Annotated in this window: 17 protein-coding genes; 11 read left to right on the forward strand and 6 right to left on the reverse strand. The window is 57.1% G+C overall.

Translation table 11 applies throughout. From position 1 onward, the window contains the following. Window positions 1-109 precede the first annotated feature (109 nt). The 7 genes from O1721_RS15050 to zinT all read left to right on the forward strand — a co-directional run bounded on the left by O1721_RS15050 (window position 110) and on the right by zinT (window position 7,551). On the forward strand, window positions 110-1,213 hold the full coding sequence (locus tag O1721_RS15050; protein WP_015570545.1) for a cobalamin-independent methionine synthase II family protein: 1,104 nt from the start codon (window positions 110-112) through the stop codon (window positions 1,211-1,213). Between the two features lie 200 nt (window positions 1,214-1,413). After that, window positions 1,414-2,685 (forward strand): urea ABC transporter substrate-binding protein, encoded by a 1,272-nt coding sequence (gene urtA, locus O1721_RS15055; RefSeq protein WP_015570544.1) that lies wholly within the window; start codon window positions 1,414-1,416, stop codon window positions 2,683-2,685. 22 nt (window positions 2,686-2,707) lie between these two features. Beyond that, entirely contained in the window at window positions 2,708-4,282 is a 1,575-nt protein-coding gene (urtB, locus tag O1721_RS15060; RefSeq protein WP_015570543.1) for an urea ABC transporter permease subunit UrtB, read from the forward strand. Beyond that, on the forward strand, window positions 4,282-5,355 hold the full coding sequence (gene urtC, locus O1721_RS15065) for an urea ABC transporter permease subunit UrtC (protein ID WP_015570542.1): 1,074 nt from the start codon (window positions 4,282-4,284) through the stop codon (window positions 5,353-5,355). The genes urtB and urtC overlap by 1 nt, the downstream gene beginning before the upstream one ends. After that, window positions 5,355-6,152 (forward strand): urea ABC transporter ATP-binding protein UrtD, encoded by a 798-nt coding sequence (gene urtD, locus O1721_RS15070; protein ID WP_015570541.1) that lies wholly within the window; start codon window positions 5,355-5,357, stop codon window positions 6,150-6,152. Before urtC ends, urtD begins: the two co-directional genes overlap by 1 nt. Before the next feature lie 9 nt (window positions 6,153-6,161). After that, the gene (gene urtE, locus O1721_RS15075; RefSeq protein WP_032648292.1) at window positions 6,162-6,860 is read left to right on the forward strand and encodes an urea ABC transporter ATP-binding subunit UrtE; all 699 of its coding nucleotides are present in this window, start codon (window positions 6,162-6,164) and stop codon (window positions 6,858-6,860) included. A 52-nt stretch (window positions 6,861-6,912) separates the two neighbouring features. After that, on the forward strand, window positions 6,913-7,551 hold the full coding sequence (gene zinT, locus O1721_RS15080; protein ID WP_017693437.1) for a metal-binding protein ZinT: 639 nt from the start codon (window positions 6,913-6,915) through the stop codon (window positions 7,549-7,551). 46 nt (window positions 7,552-7,597) lie between these two features. Here the strand turns inward: zinT and ydeE are convergent, their stop codons facing one another. After that, window positions 7,598-8,815, reverse strand: coding sequence for an efflux MFS transporter YdeE (ydeE, locus tag O1721_RS15085; RefSeq protein WP_032648294.1), 1,218 nt, complete (start codon window positions 8,813-8,815; stop codon window positions 7,598-7,600). A gap of 193 nt (window positions 8,816-9,008) precedes the next feature. Here ydeE and eamA point away from each other — a divergent pair, with 193 nt between their 5' ends. After that, entirely contained in the window at window positions 9,009-9,908 is a 900-nt protein-coding gene (gene eamA / locus O1721_RS15090; RefSeq protein ID WP_032648296.1) for an O-acetylserine/cysteine exporter, read from the forward strand. 38 nt (window positions 9,909-9,946) lie between these two features. Here the strand turns inward: eamA and marB are convergent, their stop codons facing one another. Genes marB through marR form a run of 3 tightly spaced genes read right to left on the reverse strand, consistent with a single transcriptional unit; the run spans window position 9,947 to window position 11,030 of the window. Then, window positions 9,947-10,162 (reverse strand): multiple antibiotic resistance protein MarB, encoded by a 216-nt coding sequence (gene marB, locus O1721_RS15095; protein ID WP_015570538.1) that lies wholly within the window; start codon window positions 10,160-10,162, stop codon window positions 9,947-9,949. A gap of 32 nt (window positions 10,163-10,194) precedes the next feature. Then, a complete protein-coding gene (marA, locus tag O1721_RS15100; protein ID WP_001303241.1) occupies window positions 10,195-10,575 on the reverse strand; it encodes an MDR efflux pump AcrAB transcriptional activator MarA in 381 nt (126 codons plus the stop codon). Between the two features lie 20 nt (window positions 10,576-10,595). Then, complete coding sequence (gene marR, locus O1721_RS15105; RefSeq protein WP_017383983.1) at window positions 10,596-11,030, reverse strand: multiple antibiotic resistance transcriptional regulator MarR; 435 nt, start codon at window positions 11,028-11,030, stop codon at window positions 10,596-10,598. 255 nt (window positions 11,031-11,285) lie between these two features. Here marR and O1721_RS15110 point away from each other — a divergent pair, with 255 nt between their 5' ends. Further along, window positions 11,286-11,951: a MarC family NAAT transporter gene (locus O1721_RS15110; protein ID WP_032648298.1), complete on the forward strand. Its 666-nt coding sequence runs from the start codon at window positions 11,286-11,288 to the stop codon at window positions 11,949-11,951. A 237-nt stretch (window positions 11,952-12,188) separates the two neighbouring features. Here the strand turns inward: O1721_RS15110 and O1721_RS15115 are convergent, their stop codons facing one another. Further along, on the reverse strand, window positions 12,189-13,385 hold the full coding sequence (locus O1721_RS15115) for a sugar transporter (protein ID WP_023296611.1): 1,197 nt from the start codon (window positions 13,383-13,385) through the stop codon (window positions 12,189-12,191). A gap of 176 nt (window positions 13,386-13,561) precedes the next feature. On the opposite strand from O1721_RS15115, the gene O1721_RS15120 reads away from it, so the two are divergent. Together O1721_RS15120 and O1721_RS15125 are read left to right on the forward strand one after the other, a co-directional pair. Continuing rightward, a complete protein-coding gene (locus tag O1721_RS15120) occupies window positions 13,562-14,350 on the forward strand; it encodes a PhzF family phenazine biosynthesis protein (RefSeq protein WP_032648300.1) in 789 nt (262 codons plus the stop codon). Between the two features lie 22 nt (window positions 14,351-14,372). Continuing rightward, a complete protein-coding gene (locus tag O1721_RS15125) occupies window positions 14,373-15,185 on the forward strand; it encodes a PhzF family phenazine biosynthesis protein (RefSeq protein WP_032648302.1) in 813 nt (270 codons plus the stop codon). Here the strand turns inward: O1721_RS15125 and ptrR are convergent. Beyond that, the gene (gene ptrR, locus O1721_RS15130) at window positions 15,182-16,060 is read right to left on the reverse strand and encodes a putrescine utilization regulator PtrR (protein WP_017382364.1); all 879 of its coding nucleotides are present in this window, start codon (window positions 16,058-16,060) and stop codon (window positions 15,182-15,184) included. The genes O1721_RS15125 and ptrR overlap by 4 nt on opposite strands. Window positions 16,061-16,075: the final 15 nt, after the last annotated feature.

The following is a 16,075-nucleotide window of genomic DNA, read 5'->3' on the forward strand; positions in this document are numbered from 1 at the left end:
AGAGCCGGTATGACATCTTTTCAGGACGTTTAGACATCCAGAAGTCTAAATATTCAAGAGATGAATTATCACTGTGGGCAATTAACGCCGACAGACAGAGGAGATTTCCATGCAGCGACACCATGCCCCGTACCGCGCCGATGTAGTCGGCAGTTTTTTACGCCCGGATTCTGTTAAACAGGCCCGTCTGCAATTTGCCAGCGGTGAGATCGATGCCGGTCAGCTTCGCGCGGTTGAGGACGAGGCCATTCGCCATGTTGTCGAGCAGCAGTGCGCCTGCGGTCTGCATGTGGTAACGGACGGTGAATTCCGCCGCGCCTGGTGGCACTTTGACTTCTTTGACGGGCTACAGGGCGTAGAGCGTTATGATTCGCAGCAGGGCATTCAGTTCAACGGGGTGCAGACCAAAGCCCATGGCGTGCGCGTAACGGGCAAACTGGGCTTCGGCGATCATCCTATGCTGGAAGATTTCCGCTACCTCAAAAGCATCAGCGGTAACGCACAGCCGAAGATGACCATTCCGAGCCCGAGCGTGCTGCACTTCCGCGGTGGCCGCAAGGATATTGATGCCACGGTATACCCGGATCTGAAAGATTACTTTGACGATCTGGCGACCACCTGGCGCGATGCCATTCGGGCCTTTTACGATGCAGGCTGCCGCTATCTGCAACTGGATGATACCGTCTGGGCCTACCTTTGTTCAGAAGACCAGCGCCGGCAGATCCGCGAGCGCGGTGATGATGCAGACGAACTTGCCCGAACCTATGCCCGGGTGCTGAATAAGGCGCTGGAGGGCAAACCGGACGATCTGACCATCGGGCTACACGTCTGCCGCGGCAACTTCCGCTCAACCTGGATTTCCGAAGGCGGCTATGAGCCGGTGGCGGAGGTGCTGTTCGGTACGGTGAACGTCGACGCGTTCTTCCTGGAGTACGACAACGACCGTAGCGGCGACTTTGCGCCACTGCGTTTTGTGCGCCCGGGTAAACAGCAGGTGGTTCTGGGGCTAATCACCACCAAGCACGGTGAACTGGAGAACCCGGAAGGGGTGAAAGCGCGTCTGGAAGAGGCCGCGCGCTACGTGGCGAAAGAGCAGATTTGCCTCAGCCCACAGTGCGGATTTGCCTCCACGGAAGAGGGTAACAGCCTGAGCGAAGCCCAGCAGTGGGATAAAGTTCGCCTGGTGACGCAAATCGCCAGCGACGTCTGGTAACATCGTTCACAGCGCTGCATTATTACAGTGCAGCGCTGTACCATTCTGAGTCGTTTCCCGTAGATCCTCTCTTCGAACCCGTTTAAATCCTGCCTCTGCAACCTGGCACCCTTTTTGCTCTCCTGAAACTGACGTTACTTTTTCTGCGTCCGGGCGGTAACGGACGTCTTCGCACAGCTTTCTTTTTCAGGAGTGAAAATATGCACCGTCGTACCTTTATAAAAGCGTTCGCCTTGTCCGCCTCCGTGGTCGCCATGGGCGTCAGTTTTGGCGTCCAGGCCGCAGAGACTATTAAAGTCGGGATCATGCACTCACTCTCCGGCACGATGGCCATTTCAGAAACGCCCCTGAAAGATGTCGCCCTGATGACCATCGATGAAATTAACGCCAAAGGCGGCGTGCTCGGGAAAAAGCTGGAGCCGGTGGTGGTTGACCCGGCCTCCAACTGGCCGCTGTTTGCCGAAAAGGCCCGCCAGCTTCTGAGCCAGGATAAGGTCGCCGTAGTGTTTGGCTGCTGGACCTCCGTATCGCGTAAATCAGTTCTGCCCGTTTTTGAAGAGCTGAACGGTTTGCTGTTCTATCCGGTGCAGTACGAAGGTGAAGAGATGTCACCAAACGTCTTTTATACCGGTGCGGCGCCTAACCAGCAGGCGATCCCGGCGGTGGAGTACCTGATGAGCGAGGACGGCGGCAGCGCGAAACGCTTCTTCCTGCTGGGAACGGACTACGTTTACCCGCGTACCACGAACAAGATCCTGCGCGCCTTCCTGCACTCGAAAGGCGTGGAAGATAAAGATATTGAAGAGGTCTACACCCCGTTTGGTCATAGCGATTACCAGACCATCGTCGCCAGTATCAAGAAATTCTCTGCGGGGGGTAAAACGGCGGTGGTCTCCACCATCAACGGTGATTCCAACGTGCCTTTCTATAAAGAGCTGGCGAACCAGGGGCTGAAAGCCACGGACGTGCCGGTGGTGGCGTTCTCGGTGGGCGAGGAAGAACTGCGCGGCATTGATACCAAACCGCTGGTGGGTAACCTGGCGGCGTGGAACTACTTTGAATCCGTCGATAACCCGACCAACCAGACTTTTGTCGCGGCCTACAAAGCCTACGCGAAAGCCCATAAGCTGCCGAATGCCGATACCGTCGTCACCAACGATCCGATGGAAGCGACCTATGTCGGCCTGCATATGTGGGCGCAGGCGGTTGAAAAAGCGGGGACAACCGACGTGGACAAAGTGCGCGCGGCAATGGCGGGCCAGTCGTTCAACGCGCCATCCGGCTTTACGCTGACCATGGATGCCACCAACCACCACCTGCATAAGCCCGTCATGATTGGTGAAATCGAAGGCAACGGCCAGTTCAACGTCGTCTGGCAAACCGAACAGCCGGTACGCGCTCAGCCGTGGAGCCCGTTTATCGCCGGGAATGACAAAAAACCTGACCAGCCGATGAAAACCGCCAGCAACTAAGCCACCACCAGGGAGAGACGTCATGAACGCCATGCGCATAATTATTGCGATTGTGTGGCTTACCGGACTGCTGCCAGGGATGGTGCAGGCATCGGATGCCGATGATTTCGTTGCCGCTAGCCGCAGCCAGCAGACCGCCATGCTGACCCGCTGGGCAGCCACGCCGGAACCTGCACGTTTGCCGCTGCTTAAAGCGCTGCAACAGGAGAACCTCTACACCGACAGCCAGAAGAAGGCTTTTACCCGCATCGACGGCGAAATGGTTGCCCTGGGCGCGGCAAAGAGCGCCGAAGGAACGACCAAAGCCGTGCGGCTGACCAACCGGCTGCGCGTGTTAACCGTCACGGCGCTGGCGACGCATCAGCTTGTCAGTGACAGTGTCACCGAAAGGCGTCATGCCGCGCGGCAACTTCAGCGTGACGCCCAGCCGGATATGCTCGGGTTTCTGCAACAGCGGGCTAACCGCGAAACGGATGACGTCACCCGACAGTCGCTGAGGCTGGCGCTGGCAAATCTTCAGCTGGCGAGTCCGCAGGCGGAAACGCGCCTCAACGCGGTTGAACTGTTGGGACAGTCTGACGATCCGGACGTTCAGGCCACGCTGACGCCGTTCACCCGGGCGCAAACCGAGCCGGACGCACGGGTACGTGCCGCCGCCGCTGAGAGCCTGGACCGTATTCAGCACCGGCTGATGTGGGGCGAACTGCTGGGGCAGGCCTTCATGGGCCTGTCGTTGGGGTCGGTACTCTTGCTGGCCGCGCTCGGGCTGGCTATCACCTATGGTCTGCTGGGGGTGATTAACATGGCCCACGGCGAAATGCTGATGCTCGGGGCGTATGCCACCTGGATGGTGCAGCAGGTGATGGCGCAGTGGATGCCTCAGTGGCTGGCGCTTTATCCGGTGGTGGCGCTGCCGGTGGCGTTTTGCCTGACGGCAGGTATCGGGATGGTGCTGGAGCGCACGGTGATCCGCCATCTGTATGGCCGCCCGCTGGAAACCCTGCTCGCTACCTGGGGGATCAGCCTGATGCTTATCCAGCTGGTGCGCATGACCTTTGGCGCCCAGAACCTTGAGGTCGCAAACCCGGCCTGGCTGTCCGGCGGGGTGCAGGTTTTCGCCAACCTGACGCTACCGTGGAACCGCATTGTGGTGCTCGGGTTTGTGCTGATGGTGCTGTTCTTCACCTGGCTCATTCTGAATAAAACGCGTCTGGGGCTGAACGTGCGGGCGGTGACGCAAAACCGCAGCATGGCGGCCTGCTGCGGCGTCCCCACCGGACGGGTAGATATGCTGGCGTTTGGCCTCGGGTCCGGCATTGCCGGGCTGGGCGGCGTGGCATTGTCCCAACTGGGGAACGTGGGACCGGAGCTGGGCCAGGGATACATCATTGATTCGTTCCTGGTGGTGGTGCTCGGCGGCGTCGGCCAGCTGGCCGGTAGCGTCGCGGCGGCCTTTGGTCTGGGGATCTTCAATAAAATTCTTGAACCGCAGATGGGCGCCGTGCTGGGCAAAATCCTGATTCTGGTGGCGATCATTCTGTTTATTCAGAAACGTCCGCAGGGGTTATTCGCACTTAAAGGGAGGGTGACAGACTGATGAGCCAGCCATTGACCTTAACACTGGCGCGCAGGGCACCGCGCTCCACGCAAATCTTCGGCAGTCTGCTGGTTGCGGCGCTGCTGGTGCTGCCTTTTCTCGCGCTGTTGCCCGCAACGCATCCGCTGGCCGTTTCTACGTGGATGTTGACGCTCATCGGCAAGATCCTCTGCTACGCAGTTGTCGCCGTGGCCCTCGATCTGGTCTGGGGCTATGCCGGTATGCTCTCACTGGGGCACGGCATATTCTTCGCCCTGGGCGGCTATGCGATGGGCATGTACCTGATGCGCCAGGCGGCCGGGGACGGGCTGCCCGCGTTTATGTCGTTTCTCTCGTGGAGCGAGCTGCCCTGGTTCTGGTGGGGAACGCAGCATTTTGCCTGGGCTCTGGTGTTAATTGTGACGATCCCCGGCCTGCTGGCGCTGGTCTTCGGCTGGTTTGCTTTTCGCTCGAAGATCAAAGGGGTCTATTTCTCCATCATGACCCAGGCGCTGACCTACGCGGGCATGCTGCTGTTCTTTCGCAACGAAACCGGCTTTGGCGGCAATAACGGCTTTACCGGTTTTACCACGCTGCTCGGGTTTTCCGTCACGGCGACCACCACGCGGATCGCGCTGTTTCTCGCAACGGTCGTGCTGCTGCTTCTGGCCCTGGGCACAGGCTACGCGCTGGCGAAGAGTAAATTTGGCCGCATTTTAACGGCGGTGCGCGATGCGGAAAACCGTCTCACGTTCTGCGGCTACGATCCGCGCGGTTTCAAGCTGCTGGTCTGGACGCTTTCCGCCGTGCTGTGTGGCCTGGCGGGAGCGCTGTACGTTCCGCAGGTGGGCATTATCAACCCGGGTGAAATGTCGCCGACCAACTCGATTGAAGCGGCCATCTGGGTAGCGCTGGGTGGACGCGGCACTCTGGTGGGCCCGGTGATTGGCGCGGCGCTGGTCAACGGTGCGAAGAGCTTTTTCACCGTGGCGATGCCGGAGTACTGGCAGCTGTTTCTGGGGCTGATTTTCATCGCCGTGACGCTGTTTTTACCGCGCGGCGTGTTCGGTCTGTTTCGTAAGGGAGAGAATTAATGCAGCCCTCTGAAGGACTCTTTACCCGCCAGCTACCGGGCGACCGTTACCGCGAACAGACCGATCCGGTGTTGCAGCTCGAGGCCATTAACGTCAGTTTCGACGGTTTTCAGGCGTTGACCGATCTCTCGCTGAACATCGGCGTCGGAGAATTGCGCTGCATCATTGGCCCTAATGGCGCCGGTAAAACCACGCTGATGGACGTGATTACCGGCAAAACCCGGCCAAAAAGCGGGAAAGCTATTTACGATCAGTCCATCGATCTGACTGCCCTGGAACCGGCGGCCATCGCCCGTCAGGGCATTGGCCGTAAGTTCCAGAAGCCGACCGTGTTTGAAGCGCTGACCGTAGGGGAAAACCTCGAAATCGCCATGAAAGCCGACAGGTCCGTCTGGGCGAGCCTGCGGGCCACGCTCAGCGGCGAGCAGCGCGACCGCATTGATGAGATGCTGGTTTTGCTGCGGCTTGGCAGCGAGCGCGATCGCCGTGCCGGGCTGCTTTCCCACGGACAGAAGCAGTTTCTGGAGATCGGCATGCTGCTGGTGCAGGACCCGCACCTGTTACTGCTGGACGAACCCGCTGCCGGTATGACTGACGCAGAGACGGAATACACTGCCGAGCTGTTCCGCACCCTGGCAGGCAAGCATTCGCTGATGGTGGTTGAGCACGATATGGGTTTCGTCGAGACCATCGCCGACCACGTCACGGTGCTGCATCAGGGGCGGGTACTGGCGGAAGGTTCGCTTCGCGAGGTACAGGCCAATGAACAGGTAATTGACGTCTATCTGGGACGTTAAGGAGAGGTGATGTTACAGGTTAGCGAACTGAATCAGTACTACGGCGGAAGTCATATTCTGCGCGGGGTGAGCTTTGAGGCGGTCGTCGGGGAAGTTACCTGCCTGCTGGGGCGCAACGGGGTGGGCAAAACCACGCTGCTGAGGTGCCTGATGGGGCTGATCCCGGTGACAGGCGGGGAGGTGGTCTGGCAGGGAAAGAGCATCACTCACAGTAAACCGCACCAGCGGGTGCAGTCCGGCGTGGCCTATGTTCCGCAGGGGCGGGAGATTTTTCCGCGTCTGACCGTAGAAGAAAACCTGCTGATGGGGCTGTCACGCTTCTCCGCGGGAAACGCAAGGAGCGTACCGGAGGAGATTTGGCAGCTTTTCCCGGTGCTGAAGGAGATGAAGCACCGACGCGGAGGCGATCTTTCCGGTGGTCAGCAGCAGCAGCTGGCGATAGGTCGCGCGCTGGCGAGCCGTCCACGGTTACTGATTCTGGATGAACCCACGGAAGGTATTCAGCCGTCGGTGATTAAAGAGATTGGGCAGGTGATCCGCAGCCTGGCGAACCGGGGGGATATGGCCATCCTGCTGGTGGAGCAGTTTTATGATTTTGCGGCAGAGCTGGCCGACAGCTATCTGGTGATGTCGCGCGGCAGCATCGTCCAGCAGGGGCGCGGGGAGAACATGGAGCAGGAGGGCGTTCGCGGGCTGGTTGCGATCTGAAATGTTATAATATAACATCCTCATTCTTATAAAACGGAATGAGGATTTTGCTGTGGCTGCACAACTTGCAAAAATTGCGCTGACTCTGGGAACGCTGCTGGTAAGCGGCTCGCTTTTTGCCCATTCGCACGGTCATCAGATGACAGAGGCGGAACAGAAGGCGGCAAACGGCGTCTTTGAGGATAAAGACGTCAGGGACAGGAAGCTGTCTGACTGGGACGGGACCTGGCAGTCCGTTTATCCGTTCCTGCTTGATGGTTCGCTGGATCCGGTTTTCGAAAAGAAAGCGCAGAAGGGAGAAAAATCCGCTGCCGAGGTGAAGGCCTACTACCGCAAGGGGTACGCGACGGATGTGGACGCCATCGGCATTGAAAACAACGTGATGGAATTCCACCGCGGCAAAACGGTGAGCAGCTGCCGCTACGACTACAGCGGCTACAAAATTCTGACCTATGCGTCGGGAAAAAAAGGCGTGCGCTACCTGTTTGAGTGCAAGGATAACGCGAGCCAGGCGCCTAAGTTTGTGCAGTTCAGCGACCATATCATCGGGCCGAAAGCCTCTTCACACTTCCATATCTTTATGGGCAACACCTCCCACGAGGCGCTGCTGAAAGAGATGGATAACTGGCCGACCTACTACCCGAATGAGATGTACAAAGAGCAGGTGGTGGAGGAGATGTTGCACCACTAGGGTGTTGGTTTTGCCGGGTGACGGCTTCGCCTTACCCGGCTTACGATTAGGGTTTTGTCGGTCGGGTAAGCGCAGCGCCACCCGACACGCTATCTTCACTTTTCACGCGCATCCCGCGCAATATCATCAGCCAGGCCGCAATGATGGCGGCCATCATAATGATAAATAATGACCAGTACGGCAGATGGGTCAGGATGAGCCCGGTGATCATCGGGTTCGCCGCCGCGCCGAGCCAGCCCAGCGCCTGGGCGGAGAAATAGCTCGCCTTCATGCCCGGCGGGGCGATATTGTCGATCAGCATGTATTCACCCGGTGCATAAATAATTTCACCCAGGGTGAAAATCGCCGCCGCGATCCCCCAGTAAATCAGGTTCTCGCCGGAAAGCATAAACCCGCCCAGCCCGAGGATGAAAAAAAGCGTCGCGGCGGTCATTAACGGACGAATATTGCTGGCGGTGATCTTACGTCCAAGCGCGTATTGCAGGGTGACGACCACCGCCGCGTTGACGGGCAGCACAACGGCCACCACCTTTTCTGCGAAATCACTGTCCGCATGTGCGGCGAGGACATACTGGGAAATGCAGGTGGCGAACGATCCACCCACATACGACGCCAGCAGGCCGGAGAGCGTGTACCAGAACAGCGCCCGGTCTTTCAGCAGCACCGAGGGCTGCCACGGCATTTTCTCCTCAGGGCTGTCTGAGGCTATGCTTTTCTGCACAAAGAAATGGATAAACCCGAGCGGCAGTGCGGCGCAGAAGGCGGCCAGCCAGAACGGCAGTTGCAGGCTGTACATCACCAGCAGGGTGCCGATCGGCGGCCCGATCGTCCAGCCAATGTTCAGGAAACTGTAGTTGAGTGAGAAAACGCGCGCCTTTTCGCTGGAGGTCAGCACGTCGGCAAACCATGCTTTCAGCACCGTTGAGAAGACGGAATAGGCGCAGTTAATCAGGGCAAAGAACAGCACCACCAGCGTCACGTTATTCACCAGCGGAATCGCCACAAACCCGGCGATAAAGGCCACGATGGCGATCAGCATATAGCGTTTTTTGTCGAACTTATCCGCCAGGATGCCAAACCCCAGGCTAAACACCACGCCGATGGTCAACGCCACGGTAAGGGCATAGCCAATATTCTCCACGCTCATATCGTACACGCGTGTGAGATATATGGTCATAAAGGGCAGCGTTGCCCCGCGGCCAATTGTTAATAACAATGACGATGCCAGCAGCGCTGCGGTTGAGCGCCTGATTGATGGTTTCATTTTCCTGCCCGACAAATGCTTATGCTTTTTTTGTTGTGTTATTACAGGATTATCATGGGATCGGCAGCTTGTATAGCACCCAATTTATCCGCAGGTGCTTCTCTCCAGTACCAGAATTAATGATCTTCTCGCGAGGCTATTTTTTCTGTTACCTTGAAGTGTTTACAAAATTTTAATAATTCAGGGGCGGAAAATGACGCGGAAAGACGGGCTGTTAGCGTTGCTGGTTGTCGTGGTGTGGGGACTCAATTTTGTGGTCATCAAAATGGGGTTGCACAACATGCCTCCACTGATGCTGGCGGGGCTGCGCTTCCTGCTGGTGGCCTTCCCGGCGCTGCTGTTCGTTGCCCGCCCGATAATTCCCCTCAAGCTGCTGCTGGGCTACGGCCTTACCATCAGCTTTGGTCAGTTTGCGTTTCTTTTTTGCGCCATCAAATTCGGTATGCCTGCGGGCCTGGCTTCGCTGGTGCTTCAGGTGCAGGCGTTCTTTACCATCATTCTCGGCGCATTTGTCTTCGGCGAACGCTTGCAGGGCAAGCAGCTGGCGGGCATTAGCCTTGCGGTCTTTGGCGTGCTGGTGCTGATTGAAGGCAGCCTCAACGGTCAGCATGTCGCGCTGCTGGGCTTTATGCTCACCCTGGCGGCGGGGCTGAGCTGGGCGTGCGGCAATATCTTTAACAAACTGATAATGCAGCACGAGACCCGTCCGCCGGTCTTATCGCTGGTGGTCTGGAGCGCATTGATCCCAATCGTGCCGTTTATGGCCGCGTCGTTTATTCTGGATGGTCCGCAGGCGATGTTGAAAAGCCTGGTGGAGATCGACCTGACGACCATTTTGTCGCTGATCTACCTGGCGTTAGTCGCCTCAATCATTGGCTATGGTATCTGGGGATCGCTGCTCGGACGCTATGAAACCTGGCGTGTGGCGCCGTTATCGCTGCTGGTACCGGTGGTCGGGCTTGCCAGCGCCGCACTGTTGCTGGATGAAACGCTCAGCGCGCTGCAACTGTGTGGCGCAGGGCTGATTATGGCCGGGCTGTATATCAACGTCTTTGGCTTGCGGGTGCGTCGGGCAACGCGGGTGCGGGGTTAAGGCAGAAAAAAGCCCCGCATTAGCGGGGCAAAAACGAATTACAGGTCGTGGTTGTAATACGGCACGCCTAATTCGTCGGATTTGTCGCTGCCAGCGCCCATGTGATTGAAGTCCCAGGGCGACTGGTTTTGCGTGGACGGCATAATCATGGTGTCACGATTATTTTGCTGCCCCGCATTGGGGGTTTGCTCCGCGAAGCTCTGGCCGGAAACCAGCACCAGCAAGGTGAGGGCGGCGGAGGCGATAAATTTCATGATTTCCTCGGTTACGTCTTAACAGGCGATGATTAACTGCAATGTTTTAGCGGATACAGATAACGGGATTCACCCGGCATACTGGTAATACGGTACTTATGAGGCGGCACGTCAAAGTAGTTCTTGAACGTACGCGTCAGGGTCTGTTGCGATTCAAATCCGTAGCGTTCCGCCAGATAGAGGATCGGCTCATTGCTTTCTTTCAGTTTTTGGGCAATCTCCGTCAGCTTGCGGCTGCGAATATATTGTCCTAATGAATGGCCGGTCTCTTTTTTAAACATCCGTTGCAGGTGCCATTTTGAGTAACCTGAACGCTCAGACACTTTCTCAAGAGAGAGTGGAGATTCCAGGTTATCTTCGATCCAGTCCAAAATGCTATGAATGGTGATAGCGTCAGTATTGCGTCTGGACATCGTCATACCTCTTTTTCTGTTTACGGCAGGATTTTCTTGAGTAAGAGCTCAAGCGTTGCCACTTCATCTGCCGATAAGTTTTTTGTCAGTTCCTGGTGCAGTGTTTGTCCTACTAATTGATGACATTGCTCACACATGGCCGCGCCATCGCTGGTCAGTTTCACCAGTACGCCACGTTTGTCATTCGGGTTAGGGCTTCGTTCTATCCATCCTTTACAGACGAGACGATCCAGCATGCGGGTTAACGCACCCAGATCGACAGAGAGCACCTTTTTCAGCTCAACCGGCGTGATACACACTTCGCAGCGAATGGAACACAGCACTTTGAACTGTGTTGCGGTGATATCCAGCGGTGACAGATAGTCATTGAGCAGGCGATCTTTTTTCTGGTTAACCATATGAATAAGACGACCCAGTGGGATTATGTCGTTAAAGAGGTCACTGGTGCTTTTCACAATGGTTGCCCTGGCAAGTAGTTTAGTCACGGCAGATATTATTGCTCAGGCAAGTATAAGTCAACTGAATGAATCGGCCGATGCCACGAAATGCTAAAACGCTTCAGGAACTTATTCTGTACGCTTTTAAATCATACAGATAATCTGGGGTTATGAATTACGCGAGACAATTATGGTTACGCTGTCGGATGGCTCCGGACGAGGATTTGCCCCTATAATTGCGATGTTGAATAAGGATAAGGACTGCGGTGCATTATGTTGGATTTGATTAAAGCAGTGGGGCTTGGACTGGTGGTGTTGCTGCCGCTGGCGAACCCGTTAACGACGGTGGCGCTTTTTCTGGGGCTGGCGGGGAACATGAACAGCGCAGAGCGCAATCAGCAGTCGATGATGGCCTCTGTCTATGTCTTTGCCATAATGATGGTGGCTTATTATGCCGGGCAACTGGTGATGAATACCTTTGGTATTTCGATTCCCGGTCTGCGTATTGCTGGCGGGCTGATTGTGGCCTTTATTGGTTTCCGGATGCTGTTCCCGGCGCATAAAGCGCACGAATCCCCGGAAGCCAAAAGCAAATCGGAGGAGCTTGAAAGCGAACCGAGCGCCAACATCGCGTTTGTGCCGTTAGCCATGCCGAGCACGGCGGGGCCGGGGACGATTGCGATGATCATCAGTTCCGCCTCAACGGTGCGTGATGGGACGACATTCCCGCACTGGGTTATCACCGTTGCGCCGCCGATCATTTTTGCGCTTATCGCCATTATCGTCTGGGGGTCATTGTGCAGCTCCGGGGCGATTATGCGCTGGGTGGGTAAGGGGGGGATTGAAGCTATCTCCCGACTGATGGGTTTTCTGCTGGTCTGTATGGGCGTGCAGTTTATTATTAACGGCGTGCTGGAGATTGTTAAGACGTATCATTGAGAACGTTGCCGGGTGGCGGCTTCGCCTTACCCGGCCTACTCGCAATGGATATAATTCTTATGAATATAAAGCGATGCGTCTTCTGCAACCACTCCTCTGGCAACGAGAATCGGTATCTATGATTGTCAGACCAAAATGACAGATGAAAGATTCCGTTATCTTGGCGGTGATGAAGAACACGGATATTAATGCTTCGTAGGCCGGGTAAGGCGAAGCCGCCACCCGGCATAACAAACGTCAACCGTGGCTGGACTGTTCTTCCATCGCGACCGGCCATTTACGGAAGATAAGCACCGACCAGATCAGCGCGATCAGCGCCGGAATCGCCCCGAGATAACCAATGGCCGACATCGATACATGCAGGCTGATCTGATTTCCCACCAGCGCACCGGCTCCAATCCCCAGATTAAAAATCCCGGAGAAGAGCGACATCGCTACGTCCGTGGCGTCCGGGGCCAGGGCCAGCACTTTGACCTGCATTCCCAGACCAATAATCATGATTGCCACGCCCCAGAACAGACTGAGGATCGCCAGATGACTCTCGCTGCCTGCCGCAGGCATCAGTAACAGCAGGCATGCCAGCAGCAGACCAATCGCACTGCTTACCAGCGCAGACGCGTGCTTATTGCCCAGCTTCCCGAACAGGATGCTGCCGATAATACCCGCGCCGCCCAGGATCAGCAGCAGAACGGTGGCAAAGTTAGCGCTAAAGCCCGCCACAACCTGAACAAACGGCTCAATATAGCTGTAGGCCGTGTAATGGGCGGTCACCACTATCACGGTCAGCAGATAGATGCTCATCAGTGCCGGTCGACGCATCAGCAGCGGCAGGCTTTTCAGCGAGCCGGAGTGTTCGCTGGGCAGTTTTGGCAGCAGTTTGATCAGACACACCAGGGTGATCAGCGCCCCCATGCCGATGGCAAAGAAGGTGGTGCGCCAGCCGAAGTATTGTCCCACAATGCGCCCGATCGGCAGGCCTAACACCATCGCCAGCGCCGTTCCGGTGGCAATCAGGCTCAGCGCCTGGGCGCGTTTTCCCGCCGGAGCCAGACGAATGGCGAGGGACGCGGTGATCGACCAGAAAACGGCATGGGCAAACGCGATGCCGACGCGGCTGATGACCAGCACGGTAAAGTTCCATGCCATAAATGACAACACATGGCTGGCAATGAACACCACAAACAGCCCAATCAGCAGCTTACGACGTTCCATCTGGCTGGTCAGCAGCATAAACGGCAGCGACATCAGCGCCACCACCCATGCATAGATGGTCAGCATAATGCCAACCTGTGCCGTTTCCATATGGAAGCTGGCGGCGATGTCGGACAACAGCCCAACCGGAACAAATTCCGTGGTGTTGAAAATAAACGCGGCGATGGCGAGCGTGACCACGCGTAGCCACGCGACTCTGCGGGAAACCGTGTGTGTTGTCATAGGGATATCTGGGATTCGTTGCCTGAAAGATGAGGAGACGATCTTAAAGCCTTAAACGGCGAAAACTCAACCGTTATGTGATGTGAATCACAAAATTTACCTTCACGCAGCGGTAGCGAACGGGGTTGTTTTCATCGAAGATAAAGAACAACACAACAAAAACAGGCGGTAACACGATGCAGGAGATTGATTTTTATCTGGTAGATGCGTTCAGCGCGTCCTCCTTTGGCGGCAACCCGGCGGTGGTGTGCCCGCTCGACGCATGGCTACCGGATGAGACGTTACTGCGGATGGCACAACAGCATAACCAGTCAGAAACCGCGTTTTTTGTGTGTACCAAAGGGGGGATCGAGTTGCGCTGGTTCACCACGCTCACCGAGGTTAATCTCTGTGGTCACGCGACGCTTGCCGCGGCGTATGTACTGTTTCACGAACTGGATTATCCGGACTCACGCCTTCATTTTGACACCGCCTCTGGTCGCCTGACCGTCAGTCGTGAAGGTGACTGGATGACGCTGGACTTCCCGGCCTGCCCGACGCAGGCACAGACGCCGCCACCGGAGATGCTCACCGCACTCGGTATCAGCCACTACGTCGAGGCGCGAAAAGGCCGCGCCTGGGTGCTGGTACTGGAAAGCCGCGAGCAGGTTGAAGTCCTTAATCCGGATTTCTCCGCCATGACGCCGGGCGAGCATAAAGTAGCCGTCACTGCCCGGGACGAGGGGGAATACGACTTTGTCAGCCGTTTCTTCTCGCCAGGCGTGGCCGTGCCGGAAGATCCTGTCACCGGCTCCGCGCACACCATGCTGATCCCGTACTGGAGTGAACGGCTTGGCAAAACACAGATGTTTGCCCGCCAGGTTTCTGCCCGTGGTGGCGACGTACGCTGCGAACTCAAGGGCGACCGCGTGCGGATGGGCGGGCAGGCGGCACTGTATCTGAAGGGCACAGTATTTCTGCGCTGAACAAATCTAAGAGGAACCAACGATGCAGGAAATTGATTTTTATCTGGTAGATGCCTTCAGCGACAGGGCGTTCGGCGGCAATGCGGCGGCGGTGTGTCCGCTGGAAGCGTGGCTGCCGGATGAGACGCTGCTGAAGATGGCGAAGCAGCATAATCAGTCAGAGACGGCGTTCTTTGTCCGAACCGATAACGGGTTTGAACTGCGCTGGTTTACCACGCAGGATGAAATTAACCTCTGCGGCCACGCAACCCTCGCGGCTTCTCACGTTATTTTCGAATACCTGGATTATCCGCATACGGAAATCACCTTCACCACGCGCTTTGTCGGCGATCTGACGGTACAACGCAGCGGCGACTGGCTGACGCTTAATTTCCCGGCGTGGTCAACCGAGGTTGTTGATACTCCACCCGCAGTGCTGTTCAGCGCGCTGGGCATTAACGCAGCAGACGAGGTGCGTGTGGGGCGTGACTACATGGTGGTGCTCGACAGCCAGCGGCAGGTGGAAGCGCTGACGCCGGATATCGCGGCTATGCTCCCGCTCGGGAAAATGGTCTGCGTTACGGCACCGGGGGATGAGTATGATTTCGTCAGCCGCTTCTTCTGCCCGGGGGAAGGGGTGCCGGAAGATCCGGTGACGGGATCAGCTCACAGCATGCTGATCCCGTACTGGAGCGAAAAGCTCGGAAAAACGCAGATGTCGGCCCGCCAGGTCTCCTTGCGCGGCGGGGATCTGCGCTGCGAGCTGAAAGGCGACCGCGTGCTGATTGGCGGGCAGGCCACGTTGTATATGAAGGGGAAAATTTTCCTTCGACTCCAGGACTACGTTCAACATTAACAACTGGGCGCTGGTGGCTGACGCTCGTTGAGCAGCGCGATAAAAGCCTCGAGCTGGCGGGTCATCGCCCCGCGTCGCCACACCAGCCAGGTAGTGAGCCAGCGCCAGTTTTCCGCCAGCGGCCACGCCGCCACCTGATGATGCCCCGGCATGCTCTCCAGCATGGAGCGGGGCATCAGCGCAATGCCTGCCCCGGCAATCACGCAGGCGAGCATCCCGTGATAGGACTCCATCTCATGGATCCTTCCCGGCGTGACGCGGTCGGCATGGAACCAGCTCTCCAGATGACGCCGGTAAGAACAGTTGGCGCGAAAGGCATACACGTCGCTGCCGCTCACCTGTGTAGCTTTTGACACTTCCGCGTGACCCGCAGGGGTGACCAGCATCATCTCTTCCCGGTAAACCGGCATCCCTTCCAGTTCCGGGTGCGAGAGCGGCCCGTCGACAAAGGCGGCGCTGAGCGTCCCCTCAAGCACGCCGTCAATCATCGTACCGGAAGGTCCGGTGGACAACGCAAACTGAATGCGCGGGTAGCGCTGGTTAAACCGCGCCAGACTTTCCGGAATGCGCACGGCGGCGGTACTTTCCAGCGCGCCGAGCGAGAATAATCCCTGCGGTTCATCCCCGGCGACGACCATTCGCGCTTCGTCGACCAGCGCCAGGATCTGCTTGCTGTAGCGCAAAAAATTGTGCCCGGCGGGGGAAAGCCGCAGGCGTTGATTCTCGCGAATAAACAGCTCCACGCCGAGATCCGCTTCTAGCTGTCGGATGCGGGTGGTGAGGTTTGACGGCACCCGGTGTACCTTCTGCGCCGCCTGGGTAATGCTGCCGGTCAGTGCGACGGCGTTAAACATCTCAAGCTGTGTTAAGTCCATACCGTTCTCGATTCG

The organism is Enterobacter cloacae complex sp. HYC033_NIDB, from assembly GCF_056673335.1.

Bases quoted from the DNA above. Each gene is read 5' to 3' on its own strand.
- ydeE (WP_032648294.1), bottom strand. From the start codon at position 8,815: ATGAAACCATCAATCAGGCGCTCAACCGCAGCGCTGCTGGCATCGTCA.
- O1721_RS15125 (WP_032648302.1), top strand. From the start codon at position 14,373: ATGCAGGAAATTGATTTTTATCTGGTAGATGCCTTCAGCGACAGGGCG.
- marA (WP_001303241.1), bottom strand. From the start codon at position 10,575: ATGTCCAGACGCAATACTGACGCTATCACCATTCATAGCATTTTGGAC.
- O1721_RS15120 (WP_032648300.1), top strand. From the start codon at position 13,562: ATGCAGGAGATTGATTTTTATCTGGTAGATGCGTTCAGCGCGTCCTCC.
- urtE (WP_032648292.1), top strand. From the start codon at position 6,162: ATGTTACAGGTTAGCGAACTGAATCAGTACTACGGCGGAAGTCATATT.
- O1721_RS15050 (WP_015570545.1), top strand. From the start codon at position 110: ATGCAGCGACACCATGCCCCGTACCGCGCCGATGTAGTCGGCAGTTTT.
- eamA (WP_032648296.1), top strand. From the start codon at position 9,009: ATGACGCGGAAAGACGGGCTGTTAGCGTTGCTGGTTGTCGTGGTGTGG.
- marB (WP_015570538.1), bottom strand. From the start codon at position 10,162: ATGAAATTTATCGCCTCCGCCGCCCTCACCTTGCTGGTGCTGGTTTCC.
- O1721_RS15110 (WP_032648298.1), top strand. From the start codon at position 11,286: ATGTTGGATTTGATTAAAGCAGTGGGGCTTGGACTGGTGGTGTTGCTG.
- urtC (WP_015570542.1), top strand. From the start codon at position 4,282: ATGAGCCAGCCATTGACCTTAACACTGGCGCGCAGGGCACCGCGCTCC.
- O1721_RS15115 (WP_023296611.1), bottom strand. From the start codon at position 13,385: ATGACAACACACACGGTTTCCCGCAGAGTCGCGTGGCTACGCGTGGTC.
- urtA (WP_015570544.1), top strand. From the start codon at position 1,414: ATGCACCGTCGTACCTTTATAAAAGCGTTCGCCTTGTCCGCCTCCGTG.
- urtB (WP_015570543.1), top strand. From the start codon at position 2,708: ATGAACGCCATGCGCATAATTATTGCGATTGTGTGGCTTACCGGACTG.
- ptrR (WP_017382364.1), bottom strand. From the start codon at position 16,060: ATGGACTTAACACAGCTTGAGATGTTTAACGCCGTCGCACTGACCGGC.
- urtD (WP_015570541.1), top strand. From the start codon at position 5,355: ATGCAGCCCTCTGAAGGACTCTTTACCCGCCAGCTACCGGGCGACCGT.